Origin of the sequence: Agrobacterium tumefaciens, from assembly GCF_005221385.1 — a bacterium.
Taxonomy (GTDB): Bacteria; Pseudomonadota; Alphaproteobacteria; order Rhizobiales; family Rhizobiaceae; genus Agrobacterium; species Agrobacterium tomkonis.
The window spans coordinates 2,951,261-2,972,125 of the sequence record NZ_CP039903.1; the positions used below are offsets into that span (position 1 = coordinate 2,951,261).

The window sequence follows — 20,865 nt, forward strand, 5'->3', positions numbered from 1 at the left end:
GAAATCGTGCCTACCTCACCCTTTGTAGGAAGGTCGTCAACGGCCTACATCGGATGAAGGATGGTATGGGACCGGCATCGATGAAGACAAAAACGGCGACGAAATTGGCAGCGTTCCTGACGGCGGTTCTATTGAGCGCCTCGGCACAGGCGCAGACCGTTTACCAGAATGGCTTTGCCCCGGCACCCGATGCCTATGCGAACCTGCCGGGTGTCAAGGACCCGCGCACGCTGCAGCCCAAAGTCCGTTATACCTGCCATAGCGAACTTGGAACTACCGGATATTCCCGCGGCCCCTACCGCGATGTTTTCGGCAGCCGGGGACTTCCCGTTCAGGGTTATCGCTGCACGGATGAAAACGGTATTTCCAGCTTCGGGGGCAGAAATCCGGTCTCAAAGGACTGGTATCCCGGCATCAATCCCATCGACCCGACCTTCTGAGGTAAAGGGATTGAGCGCCTTCACCCGAAAAGTGCGGTACGCTTTTCGAAAAATCGGCTGCACGAGCAAAACTAAGGCCCTCTGCCGCCGCCGCTCTGGACTTGTTGTCGCTTTTTCAGATAAGTCTTTGCCATGACAGGTTGAGACCTGCCGAGGTGCGGGGTGACGTCGGGTCTCGGCCGATGTTGGGGAATGCGAGCATGACGAAGACCGATATAGCGACCCGTGTCCACAATCACACCTGGAAGCTCGATCCGATCGTTCGCAGCCTGATCGACACGGATTTTTACAAGCTCTTGATGTTGCAGATGATCTGGAAGCTCTATCCGGAAGTCGACGCGACATTTTCCTTGATAAACCGTACCAAGACGGTGCGGCTGGCCGAAGAGATCGACGAGATGGAGCTGCGCGAGCAGCTTGATCACGCGCGCACCCTGCGTCTCTCCAAGAAAGAAAATATCTGGCTCGCGGGTAATTCCTTTTACGGTCGTTCACAGATTTTCGAGCCGGAGTTCCTCTCATGGCTTTCGAGTTATCAATTGCCGGAATATGAGCTTTTCAAGCGTGACGGGCAGTATGAGTTGAATTTCCATGGCCGGTGGATGGACACGACGCTCTGGGAAATTCCGGCGCTGGCGATCATCAACGAGTTGCGCTCGCGCAGCGCCATGCGCTCGCTCGGTTATTTCACGCTGGACGTCCTTTATGCCAGGGCGAAGGCCAAGATGTGGGAAAAGGTCGAACGGCTGCGGGAACTGCCGGGCCTGCGCATTTCCGATTTCGGCACGCGCCGCCGCCACAGCTTTCTTTGGCAGCGCTGGTGCGTCGAGGCGCTGAAGGAAGGCATTGGACCGGCTTTCACCGGCACGAGCAATGTCCTGCTCGCCATGGATTCCGATCTCGAAGCCGTGGGTACCAATGCGCATGAATTGCCGATGGTGGTTGCAGCGCTTGCGCAGACGAATGAGGAACTGGCGGCCGCCCCCTATCAGGTTCTGAAAGACTGGAACCGGCTTTATGGCGGCAACCTGCTGATCGTGCTGCCTGATGCCTTCGGTACGGCTGCGTTTCTGCGCAATGCGCCGGAATGGGTGGCGGACTGGACGGGTTTCCGCCCAGACAGCGCGCCACCGATCGAGGGCGGCGAAAAGATCATCGAGTGGTGGCAGAAGATGGGCCGCGACCCGCGTAAGAAGATGCTGATCTTCTCCGACGGTCTCGATGTCAACGCCATTATCGACACCTACAGACATTTCGAAGGCCGGGTACGGATGAGCTTCGGTTGGGGCACCAATCTGACCAATGACTTTGCCGGCTGCGCGCCAAAAACCATCGCCAGCCTCAAGCCGATCTCGATCGTCTGCAAGGTCAGCGACGCCAATGGCCGGCCGGCGGTCAAGCTCTCAGATAATCCGCAAAAGGCGACGGGCGAGCCGGCCGAAGTGGAACGTTACCTGAAGTTCTTCGGCGAGGAAGACCACAAGGAACAGAAGGTTCTTGTTTGATAGAGACCGGGCGCTCCAATTGTCGAAGCGCCCGTGGAAGTGATTACTTCGCGAATTGATGTGCGATGTAATGGAAGATCGCCCGGATACCCTGCGCCTCGCCGCCGATCGACGAGTGATGCCTCTCGCTCAGCGACCAGCCGTAAATATCGAAATGCGCCCAGCGCTTGGTATTCGTCACGAAACGCTTGAGAAACAGGGCTGCGGTGATCGAGCCGGCCATACCGCCTGACGGCGCGTTGGTGATGTCGGCTGCCCGCGAGCGGATATCCTTGTCATATCCCATATAGAGCGGCATCCGCCACAGCGGGTCGTCGATATCGATGCTGGCTTCCGAGATGTCATGGGCCAGATCTTCGTCATCGGTATAAAAAGGCGGCAGATCCGGGCCGAGAGCGACGCGGGCGGCACCCGTCAGCGTCGCCATGTCGATCATCAGGTCCGGCGCATCCTCATCGGCATAGGCCAGCGCATCCGCCAGCACGAGACGTCCCTCCGCATCGGTGTTGTCGATCTGTACCGTCAGCCCCTTACGGCTTTTATAGATATCGCCAGGGCGGAAGGCATTGGAGGAGATGGAGTTTTCGACGGCTGGTACAAGCACACGAAGATCGACAGGCAGCTTCGCATCCATGATCATCAGTGCAAGGCCGAGAACATTGGCCGCACCGCCCATATCCTTCTTCATCAATGCCATGGAGGCAGCGGGTTTGATATCAAGACCGCCGGTATCAAAGCAGACACCCTTGCCGACGAGGGTGAGACGTGGATTGCCCTTTTTACCCCAGTTCATCTCAAGGAGGCGCGGCGCGCTTTCGCTCGCGCGGCCAACGGCGTGGATCAGCGGGAAGTTTTCCTTCAACAGATCGTCGCCGGTGGTGACGCTGACCTTTGCCTTATAGTGAGCGGCAAGGGCACGGAAGGCGATTTCAAGCTCGTCCGGTCCCATGTCATTGGCCGGTATATTGATGAGATCGCGGGCAAGGAAAACGCCGGCCAGAATGCGTTTGATCTCGCCGTCTTCCGCATCTTGCGGAATGAGAAGCTTTGCCCCGTTGGTCTTGGTGGTTCTGTATTTGTCGAAGCGATAGCTGCCGAGGCCAAAGCCGAGCGCCAGGCGGTTGGCGGTCAGGGGCGCGGTTTCGATGTGCCACTCGCCTTCCGGCAGTTCACGGGCAAGTTTCCCGGTTATGAAGGGAATTTCGGATGGATTGCCGCCAAGCCCAAGAAGCGCGCCACCCAGCGAACCATCGGCGGAAGGCACGAGCAGGATGGCGCCTGCTTCCGCCTTGAACCCCGCCTTTTTCGCCCAGTCCAGAGCAACAGGATCGATGGCGCCCTGTTCGATATGGGCTGGCGTGACGGCAAAAACCGGCAAGGTGTTGCCGGCCTTTGAGCTGAAAGGGGTGGGGCGTTCGATGAACTGGTAGGGCGCCATTGTATGCTTCCGTTGGTGCACCGGCCCCGAAAATCGGGATGATTTTCGACAGGAACGATGCGCAGTTTCAAAGTGCCAGAGCGGCCTTTTGCGTCCTCTCGGACGCGGCGCTCCAGTGTCGTGAATCGGTGCGATTAACGCTCTGTTAGGGTTAACAGATTATTGCTTTAGTGAAAGTTGCGTCATGTGAGTCTGTCGTATGTCGGGCGCAAGATCGATCATTTTTGGGCGGGGGCGCTGCCATGACTGCTTTTTCTTTGGCTAAAACAGGCCGGACCGGGTTGCTGCGCGGAACCTGTCTGGTAGCGCTGGTTCTGGCCGTGTCCGGATGCGCGAGCACCAACAAGCCGGATCGCATGTCCACCGGTTCCATTCCCGCCGCCACCCGTTCTTATGACACGATGAACATGGACCAGCTGCGGCAGGCGGAAGAGACCGCCGGCAAGGCCTATGAACGCAGCCCCAAGGACAAGTCGGTCGGCATGAACTACGCCAGCGTTCTGATGATGACGGGCAAGAATACCCAGGCACTTGCCGTCATGCAGCAGATCGCCATCGCCAATCCGGCGGATCGCGATGTGCTTGCCGCTTATGGCAAGGCGCAGGCGGCTGCCGGCCAGCTGGAGCAGGCGCTTTCGACCATACAGAGGGCGCAGACCCCCGACCGACCCGACTGGCGGCTTTATTCCGCTGAAGGCGCCGTTCTCGACCAGCTGGGACGCTCGAACGAGGCGCGCTCGAGATACCGGCAGGCGCTCGACCTCAAGCCGAACGATCCAAGCGTGCTTTCAAACCTCGGCATGTCTTATGTCCTGTCGAGCGATCCCCGCACCGCCGAAACATATCTGCAATCCGCCATTTCGCAACCCGGCGCCGATAGCCGCGTTCGCCAGAACCTCGCGCTTGTGGTGGGTCTTCAGGGACGTTTCGCCGAAGCCGAGCGCATCGCGGTTCAGGAATTGTCACCGCAGCAGGCGCAGGCAAATCTTACCTATCTGCGCGCGATGCTCTCGCAGCAGAATTCCTGGCAGCAGCTGGCGAAAAAAGACGCAAAGCCCGCAGGCTGATAGGGTTAGGTATGGCCGCCCGTATGAGTGGACCCGCGATCTTGCCAGCCGGGATCGGAATATACCGCCGCGCAAAATGCCGGCGGTTTTTCTTTATTTGAACGTGTCCATAACCCGGATTATGGCCGGCCCGAGGATGACGGCGATGAGTACCGGCAGGAAAAATATGATCATCGGTACGGTCAGTTTCGGCGGCAACGCGGCGGCTTTCTTTTCGGCCTCGTTCATACGCTCGTCACGGCCTTCCTGCGCCAGAACGCGTAGCGCCTGAGCGAGCGGCGTGCCATAGCGTTCCGCCTGGATAAGCGCCTGCACCACGCTTTTGACACCATCCAGCTGTGTGCGCATACCGAAATTCTCAAGGGCGATGCGCCTGTCCTGAAGGAAGGAAAGTTCTGCTGTCGTCAGCATCATTTCCTCGGCGAGTTCAGGGGACTGCTCGCCCATTTCTTCCGCCACACGGCGCATCGCGGCTTCCATTGAGACACCGGATTCTATGCAGATCAGCATCAGATCCAGCGCGTCCGGCCACGCACGCTTGATCGACCCCTGTCGCTTCGTCATGGCGTTGGAAACGTAGATATTCGGCGCGTAAAAACCGATATAACCGAAAAGCAGGACAGCCATCAGCCTGACGACAAAAGCCTTGTCGGCGAGGTTTCCCAGGACGAAAACCCAGGTAAAAGCGATGGCAAGAAAGGCGAATGGCAGGACGAATCGCGCGGCGAGAAATGTGTTGAGCGCATTCTGTGAACGAAAACCCGCTGCACGCAGCTTGTTCATCGTATTCGCGTCGGCAAGTGCTTCCTGAAGATTGAACCTTTCGACGATGCGGCGCGCGGATTTGTTGTTGCTGCCGCGCAACGAGGTTTTTCCGTCTCTGGAGGTCGTTGCTAGCCGCTCGCGTTCGCGGCTGCGGATAACATCGCGTTCCGTCGACACCGCTTTCATCCGTTTGGCGAAGTCCTTGCGCTCGAAGAACGGCATGATGAGGGTGTAAAGGGTGGCAAAAACCGCAAGCGTGACCAGAATGGCAATGATCGTCTGCGGATCCGTCAGGCGGGAAACGAGATTTCCTGTCATGGCCCCGCCCTCAGATATCGAAATTGATCATTTGACGCATGATGAAAATGCCAATCAGCATCCAGATCCCGGATGCTCCGAGAATGATGTGCCCGCGCAAATCGCTGAAAAGCACGGACAAATAATCGGGCGACGTGAAGTGCACCAGCATCATGACGATGAAGGGCAGCGCGCCGATGATGACCGCCGAGGCTTTCGCCTCCATTGAGAGGGCATTCACCTTGGCTCGCATCTTCTTGCGGTCACGCAGGACTTTTGAAAGATTGGACAGCGCTTCTGAAAGATTACCGCCCGCCTGTGCCTGAATGGTGATGACGGTGCCGAAGAAACTGACCTCGAACAGCGGCATGGTCAGCATCATGCGCTCGATTGCCTGAGGAATGCTGATACCGACCTGCTGTGCATCGACGACCCGCTGAAATTCCGTTTTCACCGGCTCCTGGCCATCCGATGCGATCAATCGCACGGCATCGTTCAACGGCAGTCCGGACTTGATCGACCGACACATGACGTCCAGCGAATTGGGGAATTCCTCCAGGAATTTTTTCTGCCGCCGCTTGAGAAGAAAGGCCAATACCCATCGTGGTAGCCCCAACCCGACGACCACTCCTATAAGCAGAGCGATAAGCGGCGACAGACCATAAAGAATTGCTATGATACCGGAGACAAAAGCTCCACCTGCGCTCAGCAGGTGGAACTGCCGGATTGAAAGCTGCAGGCCAGCCTGAACCAGTTTGTCACGCAAACTGACATTCTTTGTCCTTTTTGCCTTTTCATTTTGTTTCTTTTCCATTTCCCGCAGGCTGTCCTGCATGGATTTGCGGCGTTTTCCGAGTTCCTGAACACGGTCGCGCGCAGCTTTGATATTAGCGTGATCCGTTTCAGCGGCTTTCACCCGCTTGAAGCGGCTGGTGGTCTTTTTTTCGACCTCTATCTGCTGGAAAAGGAAGGCGTAAGCCAGCGCTCCTGCCGAAATAGCGACAAGTACGGCCAGTAACAGGATTGTCGGGTCCATGGCAGTCGCTTTCCCTTAAGATGTCTTTTCCATTTCATCGAGCGCGGCCGCCAGACGTTTTTCTTCGCCATAATAGCGTGCGCGATCCCAGAAATGCGGTTTGCTGATGCCGGTCGATACATGCCTGCCGATCAGCTTGCCGCTCGCATCCTCGCCTTCGATTTCATATCGCATCAAATCCTGGGTAACGATGACGTCGCCTTCCATGCCGATGACTTCGGTGATCTGCGTTATCCGGCGGGAGCCGTCGCGCAGGCGCGCCGCCTGAACGACGATATCGATCGATCCCGAAATGATTTCGCGCACCGTTTTGGCTGGCAGGGTAAAGCCGCCCATGGCAATCATGGATTCGATACGGCTGAGGCATTCGCGCGGCGTGTTGGCGTGCAGCGTCCCCATCGAGCCGTCGTGGCCGGTATTCATGGCCTGAAGCAGGTCGAAAACCTCCGGTCCGCGCACTTCGCCGACGATGATGCGTTCTGGGCGCATACGAAGGCAGTTCTTGACTAGATCGCGCATGGTGATCTCGCCTTCACCTTCGATGTTCGGCGGGCGGGTTTCCAGGCGCACCACATGCGGCTGCTGCAATTGCAGTTCGGCGGTGTCCTCACAGGTGATGACACGTTCGTCCTTGTCGATAAAGCTCGTCAGGCAATTGAGAAGCGTGGTCTTGCCCGAGCCGGTACCGCCGGAGATGACGACGTTGCAGCGAACGCGGCCGATGATCTTGAGCAAGGTCGCGCCTTCGGGCGTGATTGCGCCGAAGCGCACCAGCTGGTCAAGCGTCAGCTTGTCCTTCTTGAATTTTCGGATCGTCAGCGCTGGCCCGTCGATGGCGAGCGGTGGCGCAATGACGTTGACACGCGATCCATCCGGCAGGCGGGCGTCGCATATTGGGCTCGATTCATCTACACGCCGGCCGACCTGGCTGACGATACGCTGGCAGATGGACAGCAACTGGCCATTGTCACGAAAGCGGATGTCGGATTCGATGGTCTTGCCGCCGACTTCGATGAAGGTCTGGCCGGATCCGTTAACCATGATATCGGCAATATCGTCGCGGGCTAGAAGTGGCTCCAGCGGGCCGTAACCGAGAACGTCATTGCAAATGTCTTCGAGCAATTCTTCCTGCTCGGCAATCGACATGGCGAAATTCTTGATCGTGATGATATCGTTGACGATATCGCGAATTTCCTCACGTGCGCTCTCCGCGTCGAGCTTGGCGAGCTGCGAAAGGTCGATCGTATCGATAAGCGCTGAGAAAACCTGGCTCTTGGTATTGTAATAATCTTCCGTGCGCGCACGTTTTTTCTGCGGCGACTGCGATGTTGCCTGTGCCTGTCGCGTTGCGGGCGACTGGCCAGGTTCCAAAGTGTCGATTGTAGAAGGCCGAGGCTCGGCTGCCACCGCTGCCTGCATGGGTACAGCTGCGGCCAAATCCGGCTTTGTGCTTTTGGCTGGGCCTTCAGACCCGCGTTTTCCGAACATCGGCGTTTCCGTCTAAAGGCGCAGAGGTAAACCCTATTTGCGCTTGAGAATATTCTTGAGTTTGTCCAGACCCCCGCGTCTGCTTTTGCGCAGCACGGTGCGGCCTGTAATCGTATGGGCGATCTGCGAGAAAGTTTCTGCGATCTGGGATTTTTCATCCATCTCGCTGATCATGCGCCCGCTATTGGCGGCATTGCCGAACAGCTGGGTATCGAATGGGATGATTGCGATGGGCTCGATTTCCAGTGGCTCGAGGAAATCTGCCGGGGCAATCTCCGGCCGTTTCGGCACGCCCACCTGATTGAGAATGAGGTGTGGCAACTTGTCATTGGGTCGCAGTTTTAACAGAGCGTCGAACAGGTTCTTCGTGTTGCGCAGATTTGCAAGATCCGGAACGGCCGTAATCACCACTTCGTCGGCTTCCGCAAGGACTGCTCGCGTCCAGTCGCACCATTGGTGGGGAAGGTCGAGGACTGCGACAGGGGCGCTGCGCTGCAGAACCTCGAGAATCGGCAGAAAAGCCTGACGATCGAGATCATAGGTCCTGTCGAGAAGCGACGGTGCTGCCAGAAGCGACAGATGGTCGGAGCATTTCGTCAAAAGACGGTCGAGAAACACCTCGTCCAGCCGTTCCGGTGAAAACACGGCTTCAGCCATGCCCTGGGCAGGATCCTGATCGAAATCGATATTGGCCGTGCCATAGGCGAGGTCCATGTCGGCCAAGATGGTTTCGGTGGAAAACAGCGTGGATATGCCGAAGGCGCAATTATGCGCGATTGTCGAGGAGCCCACCCCGCCTTTTGCGCCGATGAAGGCAATATTGCGGCCGAGCGGCTCCGCCTCCGGATCGACGAAGATCGTCGCGATCGAGGCTAGCAGATCGGCCATGCTGACCGGGGCGACAAGATATTCGGAAATGCCGTTACGGATGAGATCGCGATAAAGCGTTATGTCATTGTGTCGGCCGATGATGATGACGCGAGTGGTGGGGTCGCAAACCTCCGCCAGGGGGGCGAGATCATCCAGCAGCGAAGCGGGTGCGCTTGCCGTCTCCAGAATGATGAGATTGGGCGTGGGCGAAGCGGAAAACATCGTGGCTGCCGCGTTGATGTCCCCCTTGGTCACCCGAAGGGTCACCTTGCTCATGCGCCTGTCGCCGGACAATGCGTCCATGACGCCCTGCATATTGTCGCTGACACAGAAGGCATGGACGGAAATGCGGGGCAGGGGCCGCAGGCGATCCATATCCCCGACGCGAACGGGCGCTTCGGCGTCTGTGCCGCTGTTTGATTTGATGTCGTATTCTACAGCGCTCATCGTCTATCCTGCCGTAACAAATGGTGGAACCGCATCAGTCCGTCGTCGCCGTCGTGCTCTTGCCGCGATAGGCGTCAATGACCACCGCGCGACGCTCGGCATCGATCGGACTCATGCCCCGCGGGCCGACCAGATCCATGGGATTGGCAACCTGCGCGGCGAGATTGCTCTGCGAAGCGCATCCAAAATTGTACCAGTTCTTGTTGGCGAAGGTATTGTCCGAAAGGTCTTCGGGCCACTGGCCGCATTGCCCGGTCATTGCGGTGACGGCAACGTAACTCAGGCGGATGGGGGCGGCATCGCCATTCGGGGACGCCGAATAACGTGTTTCCATGATTTTGCCCGAGGGTACGCCGGCGCCGGAAAGCGTCGAGCGGATCTGCTTCGCCATTCTTGAGGCCGCTGCCGAATTGGCCGATCCCGACGGCGTCTGAATATTGATGATACCGGTCGACATGGACGCATAATTCTGGGCGAAACCACGCACGTTATCCGCCACTGCGGTGGTCAACCGGCTGTCGCCCGCCGAAACCGGAATATCCAGCGAGTGCTCCGCTTCCGACAGGGTGATCGGATGGCGTGTGCGATAATCATCGGGAATGGCATTGGTCGTAAGCGGATCGCGCGCGCAGCCTTGCAGCAGGCCGGCGGCGAGCGCAACCATGGAGATGAGACCGGCCCGTCTGAGGAAGGAAGAGGAAGTTATTTCCGGCATGACGTTTCCTGCCCTGACCGGGCTTGCTCTGAAGAGGAGATTTCGCGCGCGTGTCGTCATTTGTAGATGAACCCCACTGATCCCTGATAGGGCGCTGCCTGGACCTGGTCTTTGCGGCCATAGACCTTGTTGACGCGGTTCATGAAATACATGGCGGCATCGTTTTCCGGGTTGAAGTTGTCATCCGGCCGGGCGATCTGGTTGCGCGCAACGGGCCGCACCAGATAGGGCGTCGCGATGATGACCAGTTCCGTTTCGTTGCGGATAAAGTCCTTGCTGCGGAAAAGCGTGCCGAAAATCGGGATTTTCGACATGCCCGGCAGTCCGGACATGGCCTGGCGGACATTGTCTTGAACAAGACCTGCGATCACGATCGATCCGCCGGACGGAAGTTCGACTGTTGTGGAGGTTTCGCGCTTGCGAACTGACATATAGGTCGAGCCGGGAATGTTCCGCCCATAGTTGCCGGTTACCACATTGCCTTCATAGGTTGGCTCGGAGACATTGGTCTCGATTTTGAGACTTATTCTTCCCGGTGAAAGCACCACTGGTTTGAAATTCAAGGTGATACCGTAGTCGACTGTTTCCGTTTCGCGGGTGATCGTCGGAGTATTTGTATCTTTGTCGAGCGTAACTTCCTGGGTTCCGGCGATCCGGAAATCTCCCCCCACATAGAACTTGGCCTGTTCGCCGGAGATGGCGGTAAGACTAGGTTCTGCAAGAGTGCGAACGACGCCAGCCTGCTCCATGGCATTGAGATAGGAGGCAAAGTTCAGCGAGCCGGAACCGATCGAACCGCTGGCTATTTTAGACGCAGTGCTGATTGCATTCCCGAGGTTGGACGGATTTGAGAACTCAAAGCCGTTACTGCTTGTCGAACTGCCGATGGAGCCATTGAAGCCGAGTTGTTTCAGCACCTGCCGGCTGACTTCGGCGACAGTCACCTTCAGCGTTACCTGATCCTCGCCCTCGATCGTCAACATGTTGACGATTTGCGATACTTGGCGTCTTTCCGCAAAAATCGCCGCATCTCCACCATTGTCGCCGCCGGTGAGCGATATATTACGCGTGGTGGCTTCCCCACCCTTAAGAAACGCGTCGGCAAGCTGCACGGCACGCGCAGAATCCTGCGGCGTGCGCACAGAGCCGGTGAGAACGATGTTGTCCGAAACGATTTCCACCTTGATATCCGACTCGGGAATAAAACGGCGGATATTGGCCTCGAGACCGGAGATGTCGCGCTCTACTTCAAGGTCGAGGCTGACGATTTCGCGACCGCCCTCACCGAAAATGAAAATATTGGTTTGCCCCACCGTTTTTCCGAAGAGGTAAATTCGTTTGGAGGTGCGTGTCACGGCATCGGCAAGGCTTGGATCCGCAACGAGAATGTCGTGCGCATCCTCAGGCAGATCAATCACCAATGCCTTGTTGAGGCCGAGCTTCAGGCGTTTGCGGATGCCTGAACCGCTCTCGGTGATCCGGACGATACTCGCACTTTGTGCCGCGGCTTCGCCAAGGCGCATAAATTCAGGCGAATGCGGGCCTGGAATGCCTGAAAAAGCCACGCAGAATGCAAGTCCGCCCAGCATCGATGAACGCAGGTGTTTTTTAACACGCTTTGCCATGAACCCCCCGGTCATTGTGATGCTCCTTGACTGCCCTTGACGATCGACCCGGATTTGATCACCTGGATTTCCGGTTGACCGGAGCCGCCGTTCAGAAGGTAACCCGCTGAAAGCGTATCGTTTTCCTGCGCGTCGGCGATCGAGCGCAACGCAAGGGTGAGGCGATCCGCCATCTGCTGCGCCACCGTTATGATTTTTGCCTGTTCTGGGGTCAGCTCCAGAGTTGCAGTCGCACCGACGACGGCGGAGATGCCGTCTTCGCCTTCCTTGATCTGTTGGTCGATTGCTAGAACCCGGACATTGTTCAAAACGTTCTCGGTCAGGAAATTGCCGTTATCGCCCTTGCGAACCATGATGACATCGACCCGGTCATTCGGCAGCACGAAACCGCCGGCGCCGGTGGAGACGGAAATTTCCGTGGCGACGGCGCGTTTGCCTGCCGGCAGAAGTGAAGACATGATGCGGGTGCTGGAATCGACGACCTTTTCCGGTCGCACCGGTTCGCCTTCGAACAAGGGCAACCGCACGACGGCACCGGTGAGTTCGGTGATCGCGTTCGGATTTTTCGTTTCGGTTATGAAGTTATCGACGACATTGCCCTGCGGCCACGGTGTCCAGCGCATCGAACTATCGTTCAGGCGGCTACCGACGGGCAAATTGACCGAGGAAACGAGAACATTGACCGTCGGCTCCTTCTGGATGATCGTTTCCGCTTTTTCGATGACCTGCTTTGCGCCGGAAATCTGCATGGCGACGAGACCGGCAAGACCGGCAGCGACCAAGGCAACGGATAGAATAACGATACGCGACGGTTTCATGCTCGATCCTTGAGGGAATCAGGTTGTTCTCCCCTCAGGATGGCGCGTGATTGGTATAATTATAGTTAATATTGTGCTTGGATTTGTGGTTAACGGGTCTTTAATCCGTCAGCGCTGTGACTTGTTCAGGAAAGACTGGCGATGGCGGCTTTTACAAGCGGCGCGTCACCGTAGGTTAACAGTCCGGCAGCAGCGATGCCGATACCATAGGGAATTTTCTTTGCTACCATCAGGGAATCTGGGATGGGAATGCCGACGGCCATAATCTCCTGCGAGCGCGAGCGCAAAAGCAGTATGCCAATTGTCAACACGCCACCGATGATGGTCACTGCGAGCAGAAACTCTATCAGCGAGGAGTTGAATCCGTACCAGACTGTCGCGGCGGTCAGCAATTTTGCATCTCCGCCGCCCATTGAGTTAGCTGCGAAAAGTGCAAAGCAGGCCAAAAATACTGCTGCGGCGGCTGCAATGCTCATTGCGAAAACCTGCCAATCCATACCCGTAAATGGTGCAACTACTATGAAAGAAAACAGCAATATAAGCGGTATTCTGTTTGGTATGGTCATGCTGAATAAATCATTCAGCGCAGCAAACGCGAGGCACAAAGGCAAAGTCAGAAAAATTGCTGCTACGACCATTGGATCAATTCCACAAAGGGTTTCCCTGCATGGGTGGCAACCAGTGCGAGGAGGATGCCAACAATACTAAGACGGCCACCCCTTTAAGAGTGGCCATCAAAAGACGTCTTGCAGCTATTACAGCCCCGAGTTGGTTTTGGCGTCCGTCATTTTCGCACCAATGTTAACGAAAAGCGCCTTGATTTGAGTGCCGACGGTCGTGGCACCACCAACGATTGCAACGGAAATAAGCGCTGCGATCAGGCCGTATTCAATTGCCGTGGCGCCGGATTCGTCCTTGAGGAAACGAGCGAAAATCTTGGTCATGAGTATCTCCTAACTCTTGTTTGGTTCAGCACGCCGACAACTGTTTTCCGTTGTTCGGTTGCGTTCAAACTACAGCCGAGCGATTTCCAACCACTTAAAAAAAATCCTTAATCCAAAGTAAATGGCATGATGAGTTTCTCTTGGTAAACAAAGGCAAAAAGTATTGTGCATATTTTTATATTTGCTGATAAACAAATATATTCCGCCGCAAGGGATTTCCCATTTTTGGAAACCTGCTCCCTCAATGGGACATATATGTTCAATTTTGATGCGGGCCGGCGAAGGCGGACAAAGACTTCAGCCGCGCATGGTTACCGCCCGCGCCACGCATTTTCGCCATTTAACGCTTCATTCACTAAAACCGCGCATTCTGCGACGCAGTAAAGTGCGGGTAATGAACAAGGGCCAAACGCGTGTCATCCGGAAAACTGGCGAAAATTGTGGTCGGCTTGTCCGTCATTATGGGAGGCTCGTCGCAATCTGTTTTCGCCCAGGAAGACATATTGCGCGTTTCGATGAACCACGCCCGTGTTCTCCGTCTCGATCGTCCCGTCAGCAAGGTTATTGTTGGCAATTCGAAAGTTGCCGATGCCACGGTCGCCGATGCCACGACCATTGTGCTAACTGGCCGCAGTTTCGGAACGACAAATCTCGTGCTTCTTGATTCCGATGGAAATCCGATCGTCGACGAGCGCATTCTCGTCTCCATCGATGAAGGCAATACGGTTCGCGTTTTCCGCCAGACGGAACGAACCGTGCTTTCCTGTACGCCGAATTGCGAACAACATTCGCAAAACAGCGGCGACAAGGATTCTCAGCCGTAAGCTCGGCGAAGCCAAATGAGCATTCACATATAATGATTTTGCATGAGGAAACGGCAGGTTTTTTGTCGACGTGACAAATGCTGCGTTCCCGCAGGCGGCAATCATTTTTTTGGGGAAACGGGAGCCAAGAGTCTGATCACATCGAAAAAACACAACATGCTCTCCTGCGTTTCGCGGAAGGCCTGCATGTTGCTGTTTTTTCGTCTAAGTCATTGATCTGGCTAAGATCAAAAAAGGAATGGTGCCCAGAAGAGGACTCGAACCTCCACACCCTTTCGAGTACCAGCACCTGAAGCTGGCGCGTCTACCAATTCCGCCATCTGGGCGACGGAGAGCGATGTACGAGGGCAGCCGCCCGGTGTCAACAGACTTTTTGAACTTTTATGACGATCATTGATTTTAAAGGGAAAAAACTTGGTTGGAGGCTGTTGAAACATGTCGCCGGGTCAGGTGTCGAGCCCGTCATGCTTCGTTCTGTCCACATGGCCGAGGTCGCGGTCCGGATCGATGATATCGCGGATTCTCTGTTTGAGCTCTTTTGGGCCGGGAAAACCGCCATCGCGTTTGCGTTCCCATATGATGGTGCCGTCCACGGTGATCTCGAACAGACCGCCGGTTGAGGGGATGAGGCTGACTTCGCCGACATCAGAAGCGAAGGTTTGCAATATCTCCTGTGCCATCCAGCCCGCGCGCAGCAGCCAGTTGCATTGCGTGCAATAGCGAATGGTTATGCGCGGCTTGGTGTCGGTCATGATCAGGTCTCCTTCAAAGCCCGGTCACGATAATGTCAACTATAACACTCATGTTTTTACCCGGCGCGTTCTTGTTCTTATCACGGAGCTTTGCGAACAGATAAGCCATCGAAGGCTGAAACGTGGAGATCCTATGGCCCAGTTCGACAATAACCGTCAGCGTCTTTTCGTTCCTGCTGTCGCACCGCTTTATAATGCGGCACATGATCTGGTGGAGACCATTTTGCGCGTTGCGGCGGGTGTTCTTCTTGTCACCCATGGTTTTGGCAAGATCGCCAACCCTTTCGGTGCGGTCGGCATGGTGGAAAGCCTTGGCTTTTATCCCGGCGTGTTCTGGTCGCCGCTTCTGGCCGCCACAGAGTTTTTCGGCGGCATTCTGGTGGCGATCGGCCTCTTCACGCGGCCTGCCTCCTTCGCGGCCATGATTGTCCTGCTGGTAACGGTCTATTTTCACGGCATCGTAAAGGCGGAAGGTCTGGGTGGCGCAGAAAAATCGATTCTCTGGGCGGCCATCTTCCTGTTTTTCGCCGTTCGTGGCGGCAACCGGCATTCCGTCGACGCAAAGATGTCCCGGGAATTTTAAGGATTACCGGCGGGGCTGGCCTGGCATCGCCCCGCCGTCGTTTTATGCCTCTTGAAAATCCGTTTTTCTCGTGGTGAAGCTTGGATTTGATCGGCAACTGCGCTGATTGGGTTTTCCGTCATCATCAAGAGGCCGCATGCGCGTTGTAATTATCGAAAACATGGCGGGCACGCCGCACGGACAACTCGGCGTCGCACTGGACGAGGCAGGTGTGGAAACGCACATTATCCGCGCCTATGCGGGCGAGCCTCTTCCCGTCAGTGCGGGTGAGCATGATGCGCTCATCGTTCTGGGTGGTGAGCAGAATGCCCTCGATGACGCACTTTATCCCTATCTTCCAGACCTTGCGCATTTGATGAAAGCCTTTGGTGATGCCGATAAGGCCGTGATGGGCGTGTGCCTTGGCAGCCAGCTGCTGGCGCGCGCCTATGGGGGAGAGAATATTCTCTCCGGCCCGCCTGAATTCGGTTGGGAAGATGTATCGCTGACGGAGGACGGCGTATCCGATCCACTATTGGCTGGGCTGGATGGCATATTCCCGATTTTTCAATGGCATCGCGATACGTTTACGCTTCCGCCGGGCGCGATACGGCTGGCAACCAATGAAGCAACGCGAAATCAGGCCTTCCGTCTAGGTCGGGCGGTTTATGGAACCCAGTTCCATTTCGAAGCATCCACCGCCGTCGTGGACAGCTGGTGCGAGGCCTTCCCGGCGTCGGTCGAAAAAATGGCGCCCGGCTGGCTGGAAAAATACAGCGACCACCGCGGCGCGCGCGCAGCTATGGCTGATGCGGCCGGTCTGGAAATTGCACGCGCCTGGGTGCGACTCATTTAAGCGGATTATTTTCGTTGTTAACGTGACCAAGGGCGATCAGGTTTTGGTCGTTTCGCCATCATCAGCAAGGAGATGTGAAGAACATGTATAAATTTGAGATTTATCAGGATAAGGCTGGCGAATATCGTTTTCGCTTCAAGGCATCCAACGGTGAAACGATGTTTTCGTCGGAAGGATACAAGGCAAAGGCCTCGGCGGTCCATGCGATCGAGTCGATCAAGAAAAACTCTCCCGGTGCCGATACCGTTGATCTGACCACCATGACGGCCTGATCCTCGCCGCCCCGTGAGAACTCGAAGTATTTTGTCTGCCAGAAATGACAGGCGCATTGGCAGGTGCCGGCGTAAAGATAAGATTCAGTCTTTTTTGATAATCTTCCGTTAGCAATTGTATTTCGAGGTCTCCGGGCGGCGTCAGAGCGCCCCCGATTTGTTTTGCGTACGGGTTCTCATGCGATCATCGGCTGTGCCAGCACTTTTCTTCGGTTGCCTTTTGTTAGGTGGCTGCACCAGTTCCGGGCCGGAAAGCCTGGTGGCTGGCTTGCCCTCGAAGGAGACGACGAGTTCGGTCACGCCATCGGCACCCGTGCCGCGGGCAAGTGTCGGCACGCAGGCCATCGCCGCCCAGCCACGGCAGGAAGTGCTGGCATGGGGGGGGCCGGTGCCTGAAGAGCCAAAAGCCTTTTCCGCTGTCACTCCAAAAGCATCCCTGCTTCAGAATGCGCCTGAAATCGGTTTACCCGCGCCTTCGCAGGCGGGAATGGTGCGGCCGGCGGAGCGCCCGATGGTTCGCGAAATGGAGCGTCCGGTGCAATTGGCGATGGCGGCCGCCCCGGCAGCGGGCGCCGGCGCACAAATCCGCTCGCGTATTTTCCGCTCCAGTTTCAGCGATGCCAAGCCAATCAATTTCGGCCGCGTTCAGCCGCGCCATTTTCAGGTTCACGGCGTGGATGTATCCCGCTGGCAGGCAAATATAAATTGGCCACAGCTGCGCACCCGCGGCGCCAATTTCGCCTTCATCAAGGCGACGGATGGCGGCGATCACCTTGATCCGATGTTCCGCACCAACTGGCAGCGCGCGAAGGAAGCGGGTATCCGCCGCGGCGCCTATCACTTCTTTTATTGGTGCCGCAATGCCGGCGAGCAGGCGGACTGGTTCATTCGCAACGTCCCGCGCGATCCCGATGCGCTGCCGCCGGTGATCGACGTGGAATATAATGGCGAATCCAGCTGCAAGATGCGTCTTTCCCGCGAGCGCGTTCTGGAAAAGATGCGCGTCTTCATGAACAAGCTCGAGCGCCACTACGGACAGCGTCCGATTATTTATACCGCACCTGATTTTTACAAGGACAATCTCACCGGCGAATTCCAGGATTATCCCTTCTGGCTGCGCGCTGTCGCCCAGCATCCGTCCGTGGTCTATCCCGGTCGCAAGTGGCTGTTCTGGCAATATTCCGGCTCCGGCCTCTCGCACGGTGTCGACGGCCGTATCGATCTCAATGTCTTTAATGGCAGCGAGGACGCATGGCATCGCTGGATCGACCGCCGTTCAAGCTGATCCGGGCGGGTGTCAGCGCGCGAATTTTCTGGCCCCGGCAACGCACAGCACTACCACAAGCGTAACCCCGATCATGGCAGGGCTCACCTCCTCATGCAGCAGGGTTGCTGCAAGCGCCAGCCCGAAGAATGGCTGCAGCAATTGCAATTGGCCTACAGCGGCAATGCCGCCGAGCGCCAGCCCGCGATACCAGAAGATGAAGCCGATCAACATGCTGAACAGCGACACATAGGCAAGGCCGCCCCAGGCCTGCGGATCGATGCCGGCAAGCGTTTCCGGTCCGGTGAAAAAGGCAAGCGGCAACATCACCGGCAGCGAAAGAACGAGGGCCCAGGAAATAACCTGCCAGCCGCCCAGCTTACGCGACAGAGCGGCACCCTCCGCATAACCCAGCCCACAGACGATGATCGCGCCCAGCATCAGGAGATCGCCGGCAAGCGAAGCCCCCACTCCGGCTGAGAGTGAATTCGACAGTGAAAAACCTGCCACGAGAGCACTGCCCAGGCAGGAAAACAGCCAGAAAGCGGGGCGGGGACGTTCGCCACCCCGCAACACGGCGAAGACCGCGGTTGCGAGCGGCAAGAGCCCGACGAACACGATGGAATGCGCCGATGTCACGTGACGCAGTGCCAGCGCCGTCAAAAGTGGAAAGCCCACCACCACGCCCAGCGAGACGATGAAAAGCGATGTCATATCGTTCCGTGCCGGGCGTTTTTGCTGGAACAGCAACAGCAGGCCGAGCGCCAGAATGCCGGCAATGCTGGCCCGGGCAACGGTCAGGAACACCGGATCGAAATCCGTCACCGCAACGCGCGTCGCGGGCAGCGAACCGCTGAATATCACTACGCCGATAAGGCCGTTCAGCCAGCCGCTTGTCGTCTTGTCCATTGTCATCTCCTGCATTTTGCTTTCTTGATCCGGAACGGCTGGCAGGAACAGCAACAGTCATATACAATTTCAATAAACTGTTATGGTTGATGGCCCAGTACGGATGGAGAGTGATTTGAACGAGCAGGTTGTTCCCGTCACGCGCAGGCGCCCCGAACAGGCATGCAGCCCGGAACACGCATAGAGAGAGTAATGGCGAGCATCCGCCAGCGCATCGTCTCGCGCAGCCTTGTGCCGGGCGCGCGTTTGCCTTCGGTGCGGGCGCTGGCAAAGACGATGCAGGTTTCCACCTCCACCGTTGTTGAAGCCTATGACCGTCTGGTGGCGGATGGCACGATAGTTTCGCGTCCGGGCTCCGGGTTTTTTGTGGCGGGCCCGCTTGCGCCGTTATCTCTGGCCGATATTGAGCCGCGGCTGGACAGGGCGGTGGATCCCTTGTGGGTGTCGCGGCAGGCGCTGGATGAGGCCTCGGTCCTTGCCAAGCCCGGTTGCGGTTGGCTTCCCGCATCGTGGATGCCGGAAGAAGCGTTGCGGCGGGCAATGCGGGGGCTTGCCCGTGCGGATGCTGCCCTGCTGACGGATTATGCGAGCCCCATGGGATTGCTGCAACTTCGCCAGCTTCTGTCGCGCAGGCTTGCCGAACATGGGGTACAGGCGGGTGCCAGCCAGATCATGCTCACCGATTCCGGCACGCAGGCAATCGACCTTCTCTGCCGCTTCCTGCTGCAGCCGGGGGATGCGGTGATTGTCGACGACCCCTGTTATTTCAATTTCCATGCCCTGCTTCGCGCACACCGCGTCAAGGTCATCGGCGTGCCTTACACTCCAACCGGGCCGGACCTGCCGCTGTTCGAGCAGGCGCTGAAAGAACACCAGCCGCGTCTTTATATTACCAATTCCGCGATCCATAATCCGACCAGCGCCAGACTTTCCGCCGTTACCGCCCATCGGCTGCTGATGCTGGCCGAACAGGCGGGACTGACCATCATCGAAGATGATATTTTTGCCGATTTCGAAACACAGGCGGCACCACGGCTGGCTGCTTTCGATGGTCTTGACCGTGTTGTCCAGATCGGCAGCTTTTCAAAAACCCTGTCTGCTTCCGTGCGGTGCGGTTTCATTGCAGCACCTGTGGCATGGGTGGAAGCGCTGACCGACCTCAAGATTGCTACAGCTTTCGGCGGCGCGCATTTTTCAGCGGCGCTGGTGCTGTCGCTTTTGACGGATGGCAGTTACCGCAAACATGTCGAGGCGCTTCGACTGCGCCTTGCGGCGGTGATGCCGGAGGCGTCGGCACGTCTGAAGTCGATTGGATGCGTGCCCTGGATCGAGCCGCAGGCGGGCATGTTTTTATGGTGCCGCCTGCCGAACGGGGTGGATGCGGGCGATGTGGCGCGCCGCGCGCTTGCGCAGCAGGTGGTGTTGGCACCCGGCAATGTCTTCAGCTCCTCGCAGAACGCATCCAGTTTCATGCGTTTCAACGTATCGCAAATGGGCAGCCCGCAGACCATGACGGTGCTGGCGGATGCACTCCGGGAGGCGGCCGGTAGCCGCCCGTTCTGAAGGCACAGGGATGAATCGGAACAAAATCGCGTGAACACCGTTTTCTCCGCAGAGTGAAGAGGAGAAATACCATGACATTCGATCCCAACAACCCGCGCCCGGACCGCGATCTTCGTCCGGAACTGAATATCAGCAATGAGCCTCCTGCCCGGACCTCGTCGTCCTGGGTGCCGTGGCTGGCGATCATCGTCGTCGTGCTGGTGGGCGTTTTCGCCTGGTCGCAGATGAGCGGCCCGACCACCGATCCGGCCACGACATCGTCCACCACGCCGCCCGCGGTCACGGATCAGGCACCGGCACCCATGGCGCCGACTGCACCGGCAACACCGCCGGCAAACAACACGGCCCCGGCAAGCCCGAATACGGGTGGCACTCAGACCCAGCCGTAATGGGCTGACTAAAATGAAA

General features: G+C 57.2%; 22 protein-coding genes and 1 tRNA gene. 10 read left to right on the plus strand and 13 right to left on the minus strand.

Annotated elements, in window-relative coordinates:
* Nucleotides 1-80 precede the first annotated feature (80 nt).
* Together CFBP6623_RS14670 and pncB are read left to right on the plus strand one after the other, a co-directional pair.
* Nucleotides 81-440 (plus strand): hypothetical protein, encoded by a 360-nt coding sequence (locus tag CFBP6623_RS14670; RefSeq protein ID WP_046799430.1) that lies wholly within the window; start codon nucleotides 81-83, stop codon nucleotides 438-440.
* Between the two features lie 200 nt (nucleotides 441-640).
* Complete coding sequence (gene pncB / locus CFBP6623_RS14675; RefSeq protein ID WP_046799208.1) at nucleotides 641-1,945, plus strand: nicotinate phosphoribosyltransferase; 1,305 nt, start codon at nucleotides 641-643, stop codon at nucleotides 1,943-1,945.
* Nucleotides 1,946-1,988: 43 nt separating this feature from the next.
* Here the strand turns inward: pncB and CFBP6623_RS14680 are convergent, their stop codons facing one another.
* Entirely contained in the window at nucleotides 1,989-3,383 is a 1,395-nt protein-coding gene (locus CFBP6623_RS14680) for a leucyl aminopeptidase family protein (protein ID WP_046799209.1), read from the minus strand.
* A gap of 356 nt (nucleotides 3,384-3,739) precedes the next feature.
* Between CFBP6623_RS14680 and CFBP6623_RS14685 the strand changes: the two genes are divergently transcribed.
* The gene (locus CFBP6623_RS14685; protein ID WP_046799431.1) at nucleotides 3,740-4,450 is read left to right on the plus strand and encodes a tetratricopeptide repeat protein; all 711 of its coding nucleotides are present in this window, start codon (nucleotides 3,740-3,742) and stop codon (nucleotides 4,448-4,450) included.
* Between the two features lie 93 nt (nucleotides 4,451-4,543).
* Here CFBP6623_RS14685 and CFBP6623_RS14690 read toward each other — a convergent pair whose 3' ends face one another.
* The 9 genes from CFBP6623_RS14690 to CFBP6623_RS14730 form a co-directional block, all read right to left on the minus strand.
* A complete protein-coding gene (locus CFBP6623_RS14690) occupies nucleotides 4,544-5,533 on the minus strand; it encodes a type II secretion system F family protein (RefSeq protein WP_046799210.1) in 990 nt (329 codons plus the stop codon).
* A 10-nt stretch (nucleotides 5,534-5,543) separates the two neighbouring features.
* A complete protein-coding gene (locus tag CFBP6623_RS14695; protein WP_046799211.1) occupies nucleotides 5,544-6,548 on the minus strand; it encodes a type II secretion system F family protein in 1,005 nt (334 codons plus the stop codon).
* A 15-nt stretch (nucleotides 6,549-6,563) separates the two neighbouring features.
* A complete protein-coding gene (locus tag CFBP6623_RS14700) occupies nucleotides 6,564-8,036 on the minus strand; it encodes a CpaF family protein (RefSeq protein ID WP_046799212.1) in 1,473 nt (490 codons plus the stop codon).
* A 33-nt stretch (nucleotides 8,037-8,069) separates the two neighbouring features.
* Nucleotides 8,070-9,353 (minus strand): AAA family ATPase, encoded by a 1,284-nt coding sequence (locus tag CFBP6623_RS14705; protein ID WP_046799213.1) that lies wholly within the window; start codon nucleotides 9,351-9,353, stop codon nucleotides 8,070-8,072.
* Between the two features lie 34 nt (nucleotides 9,354-9,387).
* Nucleotides 9,388-10,068 (minus strand): CpaD family pilus assembly protein, encoded by a 681-nt coding sequence (locus CFBP6623_RS14710; RefSeq protein WP_046799214.1) that lies wholly within the window; start codon nucleotides 10,066-10,068, stop codon nucleotides 9,388-9,390.
* Between the two features lie 56 nt (nucleotides 10,069-10,124).
* Nucleotides 10,125-11,708 carry a type II and III secretion system protein family protein gene (locus CFBP6623_RS14715; protein WP_046799215.1) on the minus strand — a complete coding sequence of 528 codons (1,584 nt, stop codon included), beginning with the start codon at nucleotides 11,706-11,708 and terminating at the stop codon, nucleotides 10,125-10,127.
* Entirely contained in the window at nucleotides 11,705-12,511 is an 807-nt protein-coding gene (gene cpaB, locus CFBP6623_RS14720; protein WP_052820178.1) for a Flp pilus assembly protein CpaB, read from the minus strand. The genes CFBP6623_RS14715 and cpaB overlap by 4 nt, the downstream gene beginning before the upstream one ends.
* A gap of 125 nt (nucleotides 12,512-12,636) precedes the next feature.
* Entirely contained in the window at nucleotides 12,637-13,149 is a 513-nt protein-coding gene (locus CFBP6623_RS14725; RefSeq protein ID WP_046799217.1) for an A24 family peptidase, read from the minus strand.
* Nucleotides 13,150-13,266: 117 nt separating this feature from the next.
* Nucleotides 13,267-13,455, minus strand: a complete 189-nt coding sequence (locus CFBP6623_RS14730; protein WP_046799218.1) for a Flp family type IVb pilin — start codon at nucleotides 13,453-13,455, stop codon at nucleotides 13,267-13,269.
* Between the two features lie 461 nt (nucleotides 13,456-13,916).
* Here CFBP6623_RS14730 and CFBP6623_RS14740 point away from each other — a divergent pair, with 461 nt between their 5' ends.
* Nucleotides 13,917-14,279, plus strand: coding sequence for a pilus assembly protein N-terminal domain-containing protein (locus tag CFBP6623_RS14740; protein ID WP_046799219.1), 363 nt, complete (start codon nucleotides 13,917-13,919; stop codon nucleotides 14,277-14,279).
* 239 nt (nucleotides 14,280-14,518) lie between these two features.
* Here CFBP6623_RS14740 and CFBP6623_RS14745 read toward each other — a convergent pair.
* Nucleotides 14,519-14,605, minus strand: a tRNA-Leu gene (locus CFBP6623_RS14745).
* Between the two features lie 120 nt (nucleotides 14,606-14,725).
* Nucleotides 14,726-15,031, minus strand: a complete 306-nt coding sequence (locus CFBP6623_RS14750) for a SelT/SelW/SelH family protein (RefSeq protein ID WP_046799220.1) — start codon at nucleotides 15,029-15,031, stop codon at nucleotides 14,726-14,728.
* A 133-nt stretch (nucleotides 15,032-15,164) separates the two neighbouring features.
* On the opposite strand from CFBP6623_RS14750, the gene CFBP6623_RS14755 reads away from it, so the two are divergent.
* The 4 genes from CFBP6623_RS14755 to CFBP6623_RS14770 all read left to right on the plus strand — a co-directional run bounded on the left by CFBP6623_RS14755 (nucleotide 15,165) and on the right by CFBP6623_RS14770 (nucleotide 18,006).
* A complete protein-coding gene (locus tag CFBP6623_RS14755) occupies nucleotides 15,165-15,614 on the plus strand; it encodes a DoxX family protein (RefSeq protein WP_062654281.1) in 450 nt (149 codons plus the stop codon).
* 136 nt (nucleotides 15,615-15,750) lie between these two features.
* Nucleotides 15,751-16,449, plus strand: coding sequence for a type 1 glutamine amidotransferase (locus CFBP6623_RS14760; RefSeq protein WP_046799221.1), 699 nt, complete (start codon nucleotides 15,751-15,753; stop codon nucleotides 16,447-16,449).
* 83 nt (nucleotides 16,450-16,532) lie between these two features.
* A complete protein-coding gene (locus CFBP6623_RS14765) occupies nucleotides 16,533-16,721 on the plus strand; it encodes a YegP family protein (protein ID WP_046799222.1) in 189 nt (62 codons plus the stop codon).
* 178 nt (nucleotides 16,722-16,899) lie between these two features.
* Nucleotides 16,900-18,006, plus strand: coding sequence for a glycoside hydrolase family 25 protein (locus tag CFBP6623_RS14770; RefSeq protein WP_046799223.1), 1,107 nt, complete (start codon nucleotides 16,900-16,902; stop codon nucleotides 18,004-18,006).
* A 12-nt stretch (nucleotides 18,007-18,018) separates the two neighbouring features.
* Here CFBP6623_RS14770 and CFBP6623_RS14775 read toward each other — a convergent pair whose 3' ends face one another.
* Nucleotides 18,019-18,894: a DMT family transporter gene (locus CFBP6623_RS14775; protein WP_046799432.1), complete on the minus strand. Its 876-nt coding sequence runs from the start codon at nucleotides 18,892-18,894 to the stop codon at nucleotides 18,019-18,021.
* Between the two features lie 162 nt (nucleotides 18,895-19,056).
* On the opposite strand from CFBP6623_RS14775, the gene CFBP6623_RS14780 reads away from it, so the two are divergent.
* Entirely contained in the window at nucleotides 19,057-20,457 is a 1,401-nt protein-coding gene (locus tag CFBP6623_RS14780; protein WP_080842396.1) for a PLP-dependent aminotransferase family protein, read from the plus strand.
* Nucleotides 20,458-20,528: 71 nt separating this feature from the next.
* Entirely contained in the window at nucleotides 20,529-20,846 is a 318-nt protein-coding gene (locus CFBP6623_RS14785; RefSeq protein WP_046799224.1) for a hypothetical protein, read from the plus strand.
* Nucleotides 20,847-20,865: the final 19 nt, after the last annotated feature.

What these genes read in the sequence shown, in the direction of transcription:
- CFBP6623_RS14670 (WP_046799430.1), top strand. Translation starts at nt 81, where the DNA reads ATGAAGACAAAAACGGCGACGAAATTGGCAGCGTTCCTGACGGCGGTT.
- pncB (WP_046799208.1), top strand. Translation starts at nt 641, where the DNA reads ATGACGAAGACCGATATAGCGACCCGTGTCCACAATCACACCTGGAAG.
- CFBP6623_RS14680 (WP_046799209.1), bottom strand. Translation starts at nt 3,383, where the DNA reads ATGGCGCCCTACCAGTTCATCGAACGCCCCACCCCTTTCAGCTCAAAG.
- CFBP6623_RS14685 (WP_046799431.1), top strand. Translation starts at nt 3,740, where the DNA reads ATGTCCACCGGTTCCATTCCCGCCGCCACCCGTTCTTATGACACGATG.
- CFBP6623_RS14690 (WP_046799210.1), bottom strand. Translation starts at nt 5,533, where the DNA reads ATGACAGGAAATCTCGTTTCCCGCCTGACGGATCCGCAGACGATCATT.
- CFBP6623_RS14695 (WP_046799211.1), bottom strand. Translation starts at nt 6,548, where the DNA reads ATGGACCCGACAATCCTGTTACTGGCCGTACTTGTCGCTATTTCGGCA.
- CFBP6623_RS14700 (WP_046799212.1), bottom strand. Translation starts at nt 8,036, where the DNA reads ATGTTCGGAAAACGCGGGTCTGAAGGCCCAGCCAAAAGCACAAAGCCG.
- CFBP6623_RS14705 (WP_046799213.1), bottom strand. Translation starts at nt 9,353, where the DNA reads ATGAGCGCTGTAGAATACGACATCAAATCAAACAGCGGCACAGACGCC.
- CFBP6623_RS14710 (WP_046799214.1), bottom strand. Translation starts at nt 10,068, where the DNA reads ATGCCGGAAATAACTTCCTCTTCCTTCCTCAGACGGGCCGGTCTCATC.
- CFBP6623_RS14715 (WP_046799215.1), bottom strand. Translation starts at nt 11,708, where the DNA reads ATGACCGGGGGGTTCATGGCAAAGCGTGTTAAAAAACACCTGCGTTCA.
- cpaB (WP_052820178.1), bottom strand. Translation starts at nt 12,511, where the DNA reads ATGAAACCGTCGCGTATCGTTATTCTATCCGTTGCCTTGGTCGCTGCC.
- CFBP6623_RS14725 (WP_046799217.1), bottom strand. Translation starts at nt 13,149, where the DNA reads ATGGTCGTAGCAGCAATTTTTCTGACTTTGCCTTTGTGCCTCGCGTTT.
- CFBP6623_RS14730 (WP_046799218.1), bottom strand. Translation starts at nt 13,455, where the DNA reads ATGACCAAGATTTTCGCTCGTTTCCTCAAGGACGAATCCGGCGCCACG.
- CFBP6623_RS14740 (WP_046799219.1), top strand. Translation starts at nt 13,917, where the DNA reads ATGGGAGGCTCGTCGCAATCTGTTTTCGCCCAGGAAGACATATTGCGC.
- CFBP6623_RS14750 (WP_046799220.1), bottom strand. Translation starts at nt 15,031, where the DNA reads ATGACCGACACCAAGCCGCGCATAACCATTCGCTATTGCACGCAATGC.
- CFBP6623_RS14755 (WP_062654281.1), top strand. Translation starts at nt 15,165, where the DNA reads ATGGCCCAGTTCGACAATAACCGTCAGCGTCTTTTCGTTCCTGCTGTC.
- CFBP6623_RS14760 (WP_046799221.1), top strand. Translation starts at nt 15,751, where the DNA reads ATGCGCGTTGTAATTATCGAAAACATGGCGGGCACGCCGCACGGACAA.
- CFBP6623_RS14765 (WP_046799222.1), top strand. Translation starts at nt 16,533, where the DNA reads ATGTATAAATTTGAGATTTATCAGGATAAGGCTGGCGAATATCGTTTT.
- CFBP6623_RS14770 (WP_046799223.1), top strand. Translation starts at nt 16,900, where the DNA reads ATGCGATCATCGGCTGTGCCAGCACTTTTCTTCGGTTGCCTTTTGTTA.
- CFBP6623_RS14775 (WP_046799432.1), bottom strand. Translation starts at nt 18,894, where the DNA reads ATGGACAAGACGACAAGCGGCTGGCTGAACGGCCTTATCGGCGTAGTG.
- CFBP6623_RS14780 (WP_080842396.1), top strand. Translation starts at nt 19,057, where the DNA reads ATGCAGCCCGGAACACGCATAGAGAGAGTAATGGCGAGCATCCGCCAG.
- CFBP6623_RS14785 (WP_046799224.1), top strand. Translation starts at nt 20,529, where the DNA reads ATGACATTCGATCCCAACAACCCGCGCCCGGACCGCGATCTTCGTCCG.